The organism is Kribbella antiqua, assembly GCF_004345665.1.
Classification (GTDB): domain Bacteria; phylum Actinomycetota; class Actinomycetes; order Propionibacteriales; family Kribbellaceae; genus Kribbella; species Kribbella antiqua.
Window position 1 is genome coordinate 645,801 of record NZ_SLWR01000002.1, and the last position, 12,514, is coordinate 658,314.

The 12,514-nt window shown below is 68.1% G+C and carries 10 protein-coding genes; 2 read left to right on the forward strand and 8 right to left on the reverse strand.

Annotated features, from left to right (window positions below; translation table 11 throughout):
• Positions 1-1,029 precede the first annotated feature (1,029 nt).
• From EV646_RS08915 to EV646_RS08925, 3 genes are all read right to left on the reverse strand, one after another.
• A complete protein-coding gene (locus EV646_RS08915) occupies positions 1,030-1,818 on the reverse strand; it encodes a GNAT family N-acetyltransferase (RefSeq protein WP_132145873.1) in 789 nt (262 codons plus the stop codon).
• Positions 1,819-1,927: 109 nt separating this feature from the next.
• On the reverse strand, positions 1,928-2,110 hold the full coding sequence (locus EV646_RS08920) for a hypothetical protein (RefSeq protein WP_132145875.1): 183 nt from the start codon (positions 2,108-2,110) through the stop codon (positions 1,928-1,930).
• A gap of 96 nt (positions 2,111-2,206) precedes the next feature.
• Entirely contained in the window at positions 2,207-2,701 is a 495-nt protein-coding gene (locus EV646_RS08925; RefSeq protein ID WP_241995601.1) for a MarR family winged helix-turn-helix transcriptional regulator, read from the reverse strand.
• A 98-nt stretch (positions 2,702-2,799) separates the two neighbouring features.
• On the opposite strand from EV646_RS08925, the gene EV646_RS08930 reads away from it, so the two are divergent.
• Positions 2,800-3,699 carry a hypothetical protein gene (locus tag EV646_RS08930; protein ID WP_132145877.1) on the forward strand — a complete coding sequence of 300 codons (900 nt, stop codon included), beginning with the start codon at positions 2,800-2,802 and terminating at the stop codon, positions 3,697-3,699.
• Positions 3,700-5,238: 1,539 nt separating this feature from the next.
• Here EV646_RS08930 and EV646_RS40565 read toward each other — a convergent pair.
• Positions 5,239-7,113, reverse strand: a complete 1,875-nt coding sequence (locus tag EV646_RS40565) for an HNH endonuclease signature motif containing protein (protein ID WP_277875091.1) — start codon at positions 7,111-7,113, stop codon at positions 5,239-5,241.
• Between the two features lie 176 nt (positions 7,114-7,289).
• Complete coding sequence (locus EV646_RS08940; RefSeq protein ID WP_132145879.1) at positions 7,290-8,012, reverse strand: YqjF family protein; 723 nt, start codon at positions 8,010-8,012, stop codon at positions 7,290-7,292.
• 52 nt (positions 8,013-8,064) lie between these two features.
• Here EV646_RS08940 and EV646_RS08945 point away from each other — a divergent pair, with 52 nt between their 5' ends.
• Positions 8,065-9,132, forward strand: a complete 1,068-nt coding sequence (locus EV646_RS08945; protein WP_132145881.1) for an epoxide hydrolase family protein — start codon at positions 8,065-8,067, stop codon at positions 9,130-9,132.
• On the opposite strand, the gene EV646_RS08950 is transcribed toward EV646_RS08945, so the two are convergent.
• The 3 genes from EV646_RS08950 to EV646_RS08960 all read right to left on the reverse strand — a co-directional run bounded on the left by EV646_RS08950 (position 9,129) and on the right by EV646_RS08960 (position 12,513).
• The gene (locus EV646_RS08950) at positions 9,129-10,130 is read right to left on the reverse strand and encodes a sugar phosphate isomerase/epimerase family protein (RefSeq protein ID WP_132145883.1); all 1,002 of its coding nucleotides are present in this window, start codon (positions 10,128-10,130) and stop codon (positions 9,129-9,131) included. The genes EV646_RS08945 and EV646_RS08950 overlap by 4 nt on opposite strands.
• A 62-nt stretch (positions 10,131-10,192) precedes the next feature.
• Positions 10,193-11,353 (reverse strand): xylose isomerase, encoded by a 1,161-nt coding sequence (xylA, locus tag EV646_RS08955; RefSeq protein ID WP_132145885.1) that lies wholly within the window; start codon positions 11,351-11,353, stop codon positions 10,193-10,195.
• On the reverse strand, positions 11,350-12,513 hold the full coding sequence (locus EV646_RS08960) for a Gfo/Idh/MocA family protein (protein ID WP_132145887.1): 1,164 nt from the start codon (positions 12,511-12,513) through the stop codon (positions 11,350-11,352). Before EV646_RS08960 ends, xylA begins: the two co-directional genes overlap by 4 nt.
• Between the last annotated feature and the right edge of the window lies 1 nt (position 12,514).

A 12,514-nucleotide genomic window follows, 5' to 3' on the forward strand; every position in this document is an offset into this window, starting at 1 on the left:
GCGGGAGCGCAATGGGTGGGGCGGGCCCATGTTCCGCGAACTCCCGTCCAGCCGACTGGCGACACAAACGGGAGCCAAACACTTACCCGTACACGGAAAGCGTTTCCCGAAATGTACGGTCCACCGCACAACGTGTCAATAGTGCGCTACACCCAGTAATCCCACGGCCACGCCCTTATGCCGGCCCCAAACTCCATGTCGACGTCCACCCGCGACAACTTCCCGAAGCCCCTCACGCCAGAACCACCCGACGCAGCCGCCACCCCGGACAGCCCTCAATGCAGCTACCTGACCGAGGCTCGGCCGCCCGCCAGCCGAGCAGCCTGATCACCTGCCCGAGCGCCGTGGCCTGTGAACGCCGCGCCTGAGCCAGCGAGGTGAGCAGCCCCATGGGCAGACAGAGGCGCGGCAGCCACCGGCCGGTCGAGACACCGCCGGCCAACCACCCGCCCGCGCGAGCACCGTGGAACGTGGACACCGCACCCGAGCCGGCGATGTGAGCTGCCCCGCGGGGCAGCCAGAGGCGCGGCAGCCACCGGCCGGTCGAGACACCCCCGGCCCGACCTCCCAAGCACCCAAGCACCCAAGCACCCAAGCACCCAAGCACCCAAGCAGTGTGGACGCCGCGGCCCGAGCCAGCGAGGCGAGCAGCCCCACGGCGCAGATCTAGGCACGGCTGGCCGTCGGCCAGGCGAGCCGCCCGGGCCCGACCACCCGCGTGAGCACCGTGACATGTGGACGCCGCGCCGAGCCAGCGAGGTGAGCAGCTCCTCGGGCAGATAGGGCGCGACTGGCCGCCAGCCAGGCGAGACACCCCCGCCCGACTCCCCGCCCACCCGAGCACCGCGGAGGCCGCGTGTGAGCCAGCGAGGTGAGCAGCCTCCGCGGGGCAGATAGAGGCGTGGCTGACCGCCGGCCGGGACACCCTGGCCGACCACCCGCCCGGCCGCCCGGCCGCCCGGCACACCGTGGAGGTGGGACGCCGGGCCTGAGCCAGCGGTCTCGCGAGGTGGATGTGTGGCAGGAGGTTTAGGCCGGGGTGTACACGTACGGCGTCGTGGTGGTGACGGGGATGAAGCCGAGGCGCTGGAGGATGGGCGAACTGTCGTCGGAAGCGTCGACCTGCAGGTACTTGTGCCCGAGCTCGAGCGCCCGCGCGGCCCGCACGGCGACCAGCGCCTTGTAGATCCCTTTCCCCCGCCAGTCAGCCAGCGTCGACCCACCCCACAACCCGGTGAAGTCGGTCCCCTTCTTGTGAACCGCCCAAGCCGCCGACACGACCTGCCCATTCGCCTCCGCGAGGTAGATGTCGGTGTCCCCGGCCGCCTGCCGCCGTACCAGATCATCAGCCAGCCAGGACCAGTCCTCGCCCCACACGGTCGACTCCATCGCCGCGATCTTCGCAAAGTCGCCCGGCTCGCTCGTCAGCCGCAGTACGACGCCATGGACCGACTCGCGCCCACGCAGCCGCTCGACAATGTCCGCACTCTCAGCGATGAGCACCGTCTCCTGCTCCTCGGGCTCAAACCCAGCCGCCCGCAACCTGTCCGGCAGATCCGCCGGCAGGTCGTGCCCGCGCAACTTCCACTCGACCGACTGCCGCTTGGCCGCGAAGAAGTCCCGCTGCCGCGCGATCAACGCATCCAGCTCCGCACCGTCGAGCCCCTCGAGCGTCCGGTAACTCACAAACCCCCGCTGCGGGTACTCGACCCGGATCACCGGCCCGTCCGTACTCGTCGGCACATCCCCGCTCTCGCTAGCCCCCCGCAGCTGCTCGTCGTACGCCGCCAACAACTGCCCACTCAACGCATCAGTCACGACAGGACTCTGACACGGCAACGGCCCACTCCGCTTCCTCTTTTCCCGGGTTGCCCAGCCTCGCCGGCCGCGCAGCCAACAACCGGGCGCGAGACACCACTCCGACTTGCTACCGGGCGCTGACAGTCCGCAGCCAGTGCAGCGCGCGATGAGCGGTGCCAGTCCGCAGGACACGCTCGGCACTGGATGCAGTCGCGGTCCGGCGGGCACGGCGCGCACGCTTGATGTCGGCGCGATTGCGCTCGTCGCTCCCGTAGAAGCTCAGCGACACCATCAGATTCAGCGGTTCCATTGGTCGGTCCTCCAGGTCCGGCGCCTCCCGAGTGGGTGGCTTTACCGGGACGTCGGAGGCAGCCGGTGCTTCTTGTCATCCGTCGTGCAGCGAATTTCAGCCTGACTTCTCGGTTGCTGCCACCAGGCGGCGGAGGAGGGACTCCAGGCGGATGCGGTCGCTGGAGGAGAGTTCGTGGATCAGGTCCTGTTCGACGCGCAGGATCTCGCCGATTCCCCGCTCCCAGACGTCGAGCCCCGCCGGAGTCAGCGTCGCGAAGATCTTCCGCCGATCGTCGCGATCATGCGACCGCTCGACGTACCCGCGCCGCTCGAGCGCGTCCAGCCGGCTGGTCAGCGCCGCCGCCGACATCCCGAGTTGCTTGGCGAGCTCGCCCGGCGTCGCGCGGTACGGCGCACCTCCGCGCCGCAGCATGTGCAATGTCTTGAACTCCCACCATTGCAGCTCGAACTCCGCGAGTACGGCGTCCCGATGGCGGTCCAGATACTTCGTCAGCACCTGCAGCCGAACCACGATCCCCTCCACCCGCGGATCCAGCCCGGGCAGCTCTCCTGACCAGACGTCGACATGGTCATCCACCGAATCCTTCACCGAACTGATTTTTCAGCGACTGAAAGTTAGTTGTCAAATATTTCGACGTCGAAATACTCTGCGGACATCACCTACCAGTGAACCAGGAGGTCTCGCCCATGGCCGAGGTATCCGCCGCCGAACTCACCACCGCTGCCACCCAACTGATGCGCGGCGGCAATTGGACCGTCGCCATGAATCTCCTCGGCGCGGTCGCGACCCACGACCGCGCCGAACAGCGCGCGCTGAAACACACCCTCGCCGAAATCGCCGTGGACCAGGACTTCTGGCAGCGGACGGACCACGCATCCCAAGCACTGCATGAGCTGGAAACCGCGATCGAAAGGTTGCCCGATGCAACCACCAGCAACGGAGTCGATGAGGACGCCGCGGGCCGCGACGTCGACGTACCGGCACGCCCTGCGACATCACGACCGGTGACGGAGACTGACTTGGTCGCCGAGGGCGATCGCTACCGCTGGGATCTGGGGATGCTGCGTCTCCGGAAGGACTATGCGACCGAGCTGAGCGCCGACATCGGCCCGGGCGGGCGGGACGCGACGACCACTCGCACACTGGCTCAACGCGTCGCCGATCTCCGCGCGCAGGCGCCCGACGACGCGCGGCGCGGACAGGCAGCGTTCTACGCGGGCGTCATCTCCGACAACCTCTTGGACGACAGCGAAACCGCAATCAGCCACTACACCGCCGCGCTGGAACTTGGCGAACGCGCCGGCGACGAACTCCTGATCTCGTACGCCGTCCGTCACCTCGGCTACCACGCGTACGCCACCGGCGACCTCAAACTCGCCCGGGAGCAGTGGGAACGGTCAACCGAACTCCGCCAGAAGGCCGGCCACGTCCCCGGCGCCCTCGCCCAGCAGGCGCTCATCGTCACCCTCATCCGCGCCGAAGGCGACACCGCCGGCACCCAGACCCTCACCACCGAAATCAACCGCTGGTCCCGCCAACTGAACATCCCCTTCCTCATCCAGGAAACCACCACACCCGCGAACTAGCCGGGCCGATGAGCAGCCCCAACCCGACGATCCGCTCCACGCCAGCAAGCCAAACCACCTCGACAAGCTGAGCCACCGCGAACCGATCCAACTCGACCAGCTGAGCCTGGGGCGACAAGCCCGGCCGGCGAACGAACGACCCCACCGAGCTGAAGCAGCGCGGCGAGACGAGGCGGGGCGGCGGCACGAGTGTCCCGCAGCGCGAGACGAGGCGAACGGCGCAGCGGCACGAGTGTCCCGCAGCGCGAGGCGAACGGAGCGGCGCCCCGGCACCGGGTGTTGCCGGGCGCAAAGCGAAGGCGGCGGACAGGACAGGTGTCTCGGGGACGAGGTGGAGAGGATGGGGCAACGGCCCCGGCCGTGTCGGGAGTGAGCGAAGCCAGCGGGCAGCGGGGCAGCGGCGCAGGCGTCTCCGAGGCGAAGCGAATGCGGCGGCGCGGGGGGGTCTCGACGGCGAGGCGGAGGGGGTGGGGTGGCGGGGTTGGTGGTTGCGGTGGACAACGATGCTGGTGGATGGAGGGCTTCGGTACTGATGTCGGCCAGGCCGGCTGGACGATGCGGGCCGCCGACGGACGCTACGGCGCGGTTGATGACAGGTGCTTCAGCGGAGAATGGGTGAGGTCGCACGACTCCCCCGCACCCGCCGGACGCAACCCGCCTGGAGATCGGGTATGGGCTTGGCGGAGCGACGATGGCAGGAGCAGGCAGCAGGCTACGGCCCCCGGTCGATGACAGGTGCTCAGCGGAGAATGGGTGAGGTCGCACGACTCCCCCGCACCCGCCGGACGCAACCCGCCTGGGGATCAGGTATGGGCCTGGCGGAGCGACGATGGCAGGAGCAGGCAGCAGGCTACGGCCCCCGGTCGATGACAGGTGCTCAGCGGAGAATGGGTGAGGTCGCACGACTCCCCCGCACCCGCCGGACGCAACCCGCCTGGGGATCAGGTATGGGCCTGGCGGAGCGACGATGGCAGGAGCAGGCAGCAGGCTACGGCCCCCGGTCGATGACAGGTGCTCAGCGGAGAATGGGAGAGGGACCACGACTCCCCCGCGCTGGCTGGACGCTGCTCAATGCTCGGCTGCCGTGGCGTACCGGCACGTGCCGCAACCCCATACTCCCGTGCCGACGGATGCTGCCGGTCGGAGGATCGGGTTGGGCTTGGCGAGGGTCGGCGGACGCTACTACGCGCGGTTGATGCCAGGTGCTGAGGGCTGGCTGGGTGAGGTGCAAGGACTCCGCGGCACGGGTCGGATGGCGCCGACCCACGGACCGTGTTCGGCTGCTGCGGCGTATCGGCACGTCAGCGCCACCACTACACCTCCGCGCACACTCGGCCGGATCCTGCCCAGCTAGGACCGCGTCGACCACCGGCCGCATCGGCTCATTGCCGCCAGCGGATGCCGCGCGCGCCGGTCGGACGGGGACGGCGCCGACAACGTCGCGTGCCGGGATGCCGCCGCAAGCCGGCGTCGGACGGGTGATGTTCGGGTCAGGATCGGGGGTGGGCTTGGCGGGGCGACGATGGGTGCGCGCGGGGGCTACGGGGTGGTTGGTGACAGGTGGTCGGTGGTGGATGGGTGAGGTGCGACCGCGTCGTCCCAGGGATCGGGGGGATTCGTGGGACTTGAGGGGGTGGGGTGGTTGGGTGGACGCGAGGAGGTTGAGGAGTGTTTCGTTGAGCTGTCGCCCCAGACTGCGAAGCGGGCTGCGTCGGCGAGCATTGCCTCGTCGGCCGTCCACTTGGAGCGTGACGGTTGAGCCGGTTGACTCGGGCTCACGGGATCACCCCACGGATCCGGGCGATCGGTCTCGTGCGTGGCGGCTCCTTCCGTTGCGGGTCCTTCCGCGGCAGATTCCGCCAGGACGTTGGGGCGCTGGTGGGCAGGGGTGTGCTGCGGGGCGGGCGTTCTCTTGCGTGAGTGGGGTGTTCGGGTTGGTGTCGGGTCGGCCCAGGTGGGGCGGGCGACGTGGACGGTGCCGTTGGTGATCTGGATTGTCCAGTGGCCTTGGTGGAGGTCGACGTGGTGGCGACGGCAGAGGAGAACGAGGTTGTCGATGCGGGTTTCGCCGCCGTCGATCCAATGGGTCAGGTGGTGGGCGTCGCAGTAGATGGGCGGGGCGCCGCAGACGACGCAGCCTTTGTCGCGGGCGTTCAGGGCGCGGCGCATGGCCCGGTTGACCAGGCGTTCGGAGCGTCCGACGTCCAGTGGTTCGGAGTTGGAGCCTAGGACGAGGGGGAGGATGTTGGCGTCGCAGGCGAGGCGGCGGATGGCTGCGGCGGAGAGGTTGTCGCCGTACACGAGTTGTCCGGTGGCGTTGGCGGTGGCGGCTTTGAGGTCGTTGAAGTCGATGGTGATGGTGATGTTCGCCTTCGCCCCGAACCCAGGCACCCATCCAGCCGCACCGCCGCTTGCGGGCGGTGTCTCACCGGCGCTGACGTCTTGGGAGCCGGTGGAGATGTTGCTCGGGGCACTCGTCTCACCGGAGCCGACGGCGGGGGGGCGGGTGGTGGCGCTCGTTTCGCCGAGACCCGTGGATTCAGCCGTGCTGCGACCGGTGTGCCCTGTGACGCGGGAGTCGGCGGAGGCGTCGCCGGTGGATGCGGTGTCGGCGGTGGGGGTGGTGCTAGGGCGGGTGGAGAGGCCGGTGTCGGTGGCTGCGGCGGCGATCGACAACGCTGAGGTGAGTGCGTCGGCGTTGCGTTTGTCGCGGGGCCTGGGGTCGAACTCGCCGGTGACGGTTTTGCGGGGTTTGGCGGCGGCGTTGAGCCAGGTGCGGAGGAGTTCGGCGTTCTCGTTGGCCAGGTAGCCGTTGAACTTGACGCCGTTGTCGGCGGTGGACAGTTTCAGGGACTCGCGGTCGTAGGCGCTGTTTTCCTCGGGCACAGGACCGTCGGTGTCGACGAGGTTGCAGAGTTCTTTGGCGCTGGTCCGTAACTCGTCCGGGGTGAGGTGGGCGGCAAGGCCGACCAGTTGTTCTTCGATCATGTCGCGGTCCTCGACAGGGATGCGTTTGGCGTGGCGCTCGAGGGTGGACACGATCGCGTCGGCCTGGGCCGGGTGGAGTGTCCAGCCGGTGCTACTCGTCGGGTCTTCACCGGCGCCGAGGTCGGGGCCGTCATTGTTGCGGTTGGGCTCGGCGAGGGCGTGCGAGACGGAGCGGTATCGCGGCAACGCGCGAGCTACCTGGACGTCGCGGCGGGCGTCGCGGGGATTGAGGCGGTAGCGGAAGGACAGCAGTTCGATTGTGTCGCGGGCGCCGAGTTGTTCGGCGTACCCGATCTCGTCGACGCGGGCGATGAAGTGCAGGCAGCGGGTCTCGAGGCGGGCGATCTCAGCCTTCATCGTGTCGAGAGTGGACAGCAGTTCGCCGCCGCTCATCGACCACACCGGCCGCTCGTCCAAGAGTTCCATACCGTCAACGATAGACAGGCCCACCGACAGTTTCCAAGCCGGATTCGCCTTGTTTTCAAGGCAATTCGGCCAATCGCACTTATCCACAACGGCGATACCTGTGGACAACCTTCAACATAGTTGCTCTCGGCAATCGATGGGCCAGGCGACGATGACTGGCTGGGTGCGCGACTTCCTCAGGTGAGGAAGGGCAGGCCGAATGACGCAGGGACTCCTGGGCTGTACATCACATGCTCGGGAGGCCTGTCGAGCTCGCCCAGGCCCACGGACGCCAGCAGGCCTGTGTCGACGTACCTGACCAAGGACCCGGTGTCGAGCGTCCAAGGCGGATGGTGGTTGGGGAGATACCAGGTGCGGCCGGCTCGGCAAACATGAAGGCCCCAGCGGGCGGTGAGGAAGTGTTCCAGAGGGCCTGGGTCGAGCTGGTTACCCACTCGTACGGCGACCTCCAAGCCCGCTTGCACGCGGCCCCAACGCAAAGTCGAGGTGTAGGTATGGAGATCGCCGGCAACGGAATGGCTCATGCGGGCCCAGCGATACGGAAGGCCGAACACACTCCGAGCCGCCGCGACGATTGCCAGGCGGTCGGCGTCCAGACTCAAGAACACGACACCGCGGCGGCCTGTGGTGTCGATCGAGTACAACCGGATGTTCGTCTCCAGAAACGTCCCGAGATAGGGAACGCCCGGACCACGCGCAAAGCCGGTGTCGATCATTCTGAAAGGGACGAGTCCGACGTACGTGCGTCCGTGGAACACATCCGGCCGGGTGCCGCGTGGGAAGAAGCCGGAGACGACAGACGGGTCGACGGCCCAGTGCAGGAAGGTCAGGTCGCGCCAGCCCTGTCGCAGGATTCGCGGCCGTTTCAGGGGCGGCGCCGCCGGCCACCTGTCATCCATGACGAAAGCCTAGAGGACATTCGCTGTCCGCTACTCCTCCTACGGTCGAACCATGAGAGAGTTCCAGGCAGAGGTTCCACAAGCTGAGCTCGACGAGCTGCAGAGGCGGCTCGAGTCGGCCAGGTGGCCTGATCAGTTGCCCGACGTCGAGTGGTCGTACGGCCTCGAGCGCGGCCGGCTGAAGCAACTGGCGGAGTACTGGCGTACGTCGTACGACTGGAGGCGGTTCGAGAAGCGGCTCAACGCGCACCCGCAGTACGTGACCGAGATCGACGGCCAGCGAGTGCACTTCATCCACACGAAGTCAAAAGGCACCCCGCTACTGCTGTTGCACGGCTGGCCTGGAGCCGCGAGCGACTTCCTCGAGCTGATCGAGCCGCTGACAGAGAGCGGATTCAACCTGGTCATCCCGACCATGCCAGGCTTCGGCTTCTCCGGCCCGACGACCGCGACCGGCTGGGGAGTCGAGCGGATCGCCAAAGCGTGGGCGACGTTGATGGAGCAGCTCGGATACGAGCAGTACGGCGTCCACGGCTACGACTGGGGCGCACGTATCGGCCCGGCCCTCGCGCGCCACGCACCCAAGAAGGTGATCGGCCTGCACCTCGACGGCTTCCTGGCATTCCCGACCGGCGACGAGGAGTTGACGGATGCCGAACGCCAGCGGCTGAGCGGGCTGGAGAGATGGAACAGCGAACGGTCCGGGTATGCACAAATCCAGGCCACTCGCCCGCAGACGCTCGCCTACGCCCTGATCGACTCCCCCGTCGGTCAGCTGGCCTGGAACCTCGAGTGGTACGACGACTACGGTCACCGAGTAGGTGTCATCGGCAACGATCAGATCCTCGACAGCGTCACGCTCACCTGGCTGACCGGCACGGCCGGATCACAAGCACGGATCTACCGCGAGGCCCAGTCGTCCTGGACCACCCTAACAACTCGCTGCGACGTGCCAACCGGGCTTGCGGTCTTCCCGAGCGACAGCACGGTCCGCAGGCTGGCCGAACGGGAGCTGAACGTCGTCCACTACACAGAGTTCGACCGTGGCGGACACTTCGCCGCCCTGGAGGTCCCCGAGCTCGTGATCGAGGACCTCCAAGCGTTCTTCAGAAACCTCTAAGAAGAGAACGCCGCGTCGAACGACGCAGAAGGCGGGTCGAAAGCAAGCGAACGGACGAACTGGACCGCCTCGGCGGCACCGACGAGGCGGTCCATCCCGGCGTCTTCCCACTCGACCGAGATCGGCCCGTCGTACCCGATCGTGTTCAGCATCCGGAAGCAGGCTTCCCACGGTACGTCGCCATGCCCGGTCGACACGAAGTCCCAGCCGCGCCGGGGGTCGCCCCAGGCCAGGTGCGAACCCATCCGGCCGTTGCGGCCATTGCCGACCTGGCGCTTCGCGTCCTTGCAGTCGACGTGGTAGATCCGGTCCTTGAAGTCCCACAGGAAGCCGACCGGGTCGAGGTCCTGCCAGACGAAGTGCGACGGGTCCCAGTTGAGCCCGAAGGCCTCACGGTGCCCGATCGCCTCCAGAGTCGCGGTCGTCGACCAGTAGTCGTACGCGATCTCCGACGGGTGCACCTCGTGTGCGAACCGTACGCCGACCTCGTCGAACACATCGAGAATCGGATTCCACCGATCCGCGAAGTCCTGGTACCCGGCCTCGATCATCGAAGCAGGGACCGGCGGGAACATCGCGACCGTCTTCCAGATCGACGACCCGGTGAACCCGACCACCACGTCGACACCCAAAGCCCGGGCTGCCCGGGCCGTCGTCTTCATCTCCTCGGCGGCCCGCTGCCGGACACCCTCGGGGTCGCCGTCGCCCCAGATGTGCTTGGGCAGGATCGCCTGGTGGCGCTGGTCGATCGGATCGTCGCAGACCGCCTGCCCGAGCAGGTGGTTGGAGATCGTCCACAGCTTGAGGTTGTACTTCTCCAGGATGTCCAGCCGGTCGCGGACGTACGTGTCGTCCTCGGCGGCACGCCGTACGTCGAGATGGTCGCCCCAGCAGGCGATCTCCAGCCCGTCGTACCCCCACGAGGACGCCAGCCGGGCCACCTCCTCGAACGGCAGGTCGGCCCACTGGCCGGTGAACAGCGTGATCGGTCGAGCCATACGAGCTTCCCTTCAGTGAGTACGGCGCCCCCGCAGAGGACGGAGGCGCCGTCACAGCGTGATTAGCGGACGCCGAGCAGGTGCTCCATCGCCAGCTGGTCGAGGCGCTCGAAGCCGAGACCGCGCTCGGCCACCGCGTCCCGGTCGAACTTCTCGTTGCGCAGGTCCTCGAGCGTCTCGCCCTCGCCGAGCGTCGGCTCGGACAGCTCGGCGACGCGGGCGGCGGCCACGGCCTCCTGCACCTCCGGGTCGGCCCGGAACGCCTTCACCTTGTCCCGCAGGATCAGGTAGTTCCGCATCGACGCCCGAGCGGTCTCCCACACGCCGGCCTCGTCCTCGGTCCGCGGCGGCTTGTAGTCGAAGTGGACGTAGCCGTCGTACCCGGGCCGGCCCTCGGACCCCTGCAGTACGTCGACCGTCCAGAACGCACCGCGCAGGTTCCCGGCCCCGAACCGCAGGTCCTGGTCGAACCGCGGACCGTGCTGCCCGTTGAGGTCGATGTGGTACAGCTTCCCGTGCCACAGCGCCTGCGCGATGCCGTGCGCGTAGTTCAGCCCGGCCATCTCCTCGTGCCCGACCTCGGGGTTGAGCCCGACCAGCTCGGGGTCCTCGAGATCGTTGATGAAGGCAATGGCATGACCGATCGACGGCAGCAGGATGTCGCCGCGCGGCTCGTTCGGCTTCGGCTCGAGCGCGAACCGGATGTTGTAGCCCTTCTCCCGGACGTACGCCGTGAGCAGGTCCATCGACTCCTTGTAGCGATCCAGCGCGGCGCGGACGTCCTTCGAACCGCCCGACTCCGCACCTTCGCGACCGCCCCAGAGCACGTACGTCGACGCGCCCAGCTCTGCCGCGAGGTCGAGGTTGCGCAGCAGCTTCGACAGCGCGTACCGGCGTACGGAGCGATTGTTGGCGGTCAGGCCGCCGTCCTTGAAGACCGGGTGGGCGAACAGGTTCGTGGTCGCCATCTCCACCACGATGCCGGTGTCGGCCAGCGCCTTGGTGAACCGCTCGAGCACCTGCTGCCGGGTGTTGTCGTCGGGCACCAGGTCGTCGTCGTGGAACGAGATCGCGGAGGCGCCCAGCTCCGCGAGCTTCTCCACCGCGTGGATCGGGTCCATCGGCGGGCGGACGGCCGTACCGAAGACGTCGACGCCTTGCCAGCCGATCGTCCACAGACCGAAGGAGAACTTGTCGTCCTTGGTCGGGGTAAACGCGTTCATTCAGGAATCTCCTGCCATTGACGTGAAGTCGAACTGGCCTCGATCGCGGCCAGCACTCGCTGGACGCGCAGCCCGTCGGCGAACGACGGGGTCGGATCGGCGCCTTCGGCGATCGCGGTGACCAGGTCGACGGCTTGATGGGTGAACCCGTGCTCGTAACCGAGCAGGTGGCCGGGCGGCCACCACGCTCCGACGTACGGGTGGGCGGACTCGGTGGCGAGGATGCGGCGGAAGCCGGCGGTGCGTGCGTCCTCGGTCGCGTCGTAGAAGTGCAGCAGGTTCATGTCCTCGAAGTCGAACGCGAGGCTGCCCAGGCTGCCGTTGATCTCGATCCGGATCGCGTTCTTCCGGCCGGTCGCGAACCGGGTCGCCTCGAACACACCGAGCGCGCCGGAGCCGAACCTGGCCAGGAACACCGCCGCGTCGTCGACCGTCACCGGTCCGCGTTCGGTGCCCGCAGTACCAGCCAGACCCGAGTGTTCGGCGGCGACCGGGCGCTCCTTGACGAACGTCTCCAGCTGACCGCTCACTTCGGCGATGTTGTCACCGGTGATGTACTGCGTCAGATCGATGATGTGCGCGCCGATGTCGCCGAGCGCACCCGAGCCGGCCTTCTCCTTGTCCAGCCGCCAGGACAGCGGGGCCTCCGGGTCGGCGATCCAGTCCTGCAGGTACTGCGCCCGGACGTGCCGGACGGTGCCGATCTTGCCCTCGGCAACCAGCTGGCGAGCCAGCCCGATCGCCGGCACCCGGCGGTAGGTGAACCCGACCATCGACCGGACGCCCTTGGCCTTGGCCGCCTCGGCCGCCGCGGTCATCTGCTCGGCTTCCTCGACCGTGTTCGCCAGCGGCTTCTCGCACAGGACGTGCTTGCCCGCCTCGAGTGCGGCGATCGCGATCTCGGCGTGGCTGTCCCCCGGCGTACAGATGTCGATCAGCTGGATGTCGTCGCGGCCGAGCAGCTTGCGCCAGTCGGTCTCGGTCTCCTTCCAGCCGAGCTTGGTCGCGGCGGCCTCGACAGCCTCGGCGTTCCGGCCGCAGAGGACGCTCATGTCCGGCTGCAGCGGCAGGTCGAAGAAGCGCGGCGCGCTCCGCCAGGCCTGCGAGTGGGCCGCGCCCATGAACGCGTAGCCGATCAGGCCGATGCCCAGGTTCGTCATA

Excerpts from the sequence above, each read along its gene's own strand:
- EV646_RS08920 (WP_132145875.1), bottom strand. The coding sequence starts at position 2,110 with ATGGAACCGCTGAATCTGATGGTGTCGCTGAGCTTCTACGGGAGCGAC.
- EV646_RS08930 (WP_132145877.1), top strand. The coding sequence starts at position 2,800 with ATGGCCGAGGTATCCGCCGCCGAACTCACCACCGCTGCCACCCAACTG.
- EV646_RS40565 (WP_277875091.1), bottom strand. The coding sequence starts at position 7,113 with ATGGAACTCTTGGACGAGCGGCCGGTGTGGTCGATGAGCGGCGGCGAA.
- EV646_RS08940 (WP_132145879.1), bottom strand. The coding sequence starts at position 8,012 with ATGGATGACAGGTGGCCGGCGGCGCCGCCCCTGAAACGGCCGCGAATC.
- EV646_RS08945 (WP_132145881.1), top strand. The coding sequence starts at position 8,065 with ATGAGAGAGTTCCAGGCAGAGGTTCCACAAGCTGAGCTCGACGAGCTG.
- EV646_RS08950 (WP_132145883.1), bottom strand. The coding sequence starts at position 10,130 with ATGGCTCGACCGATCACGCTGTTCACCGGCCAGTGGGCCGACCTGCCG.
- xylA (WP_132145885.1), bottom strand. The coding sequence starts at position 11,353 with ATGAACGCGTTTACCCCGACCAAGGACGACAAGTTCTCCTTCGGTCTG.
- EV646_RS08960 (WP_132145887.1), bottom strand. The coding sequence starts at position 12,513 with ATGACGAACCTGGGCATCGGCCTGATCGGCTACGCGTTCATGGGCGCG.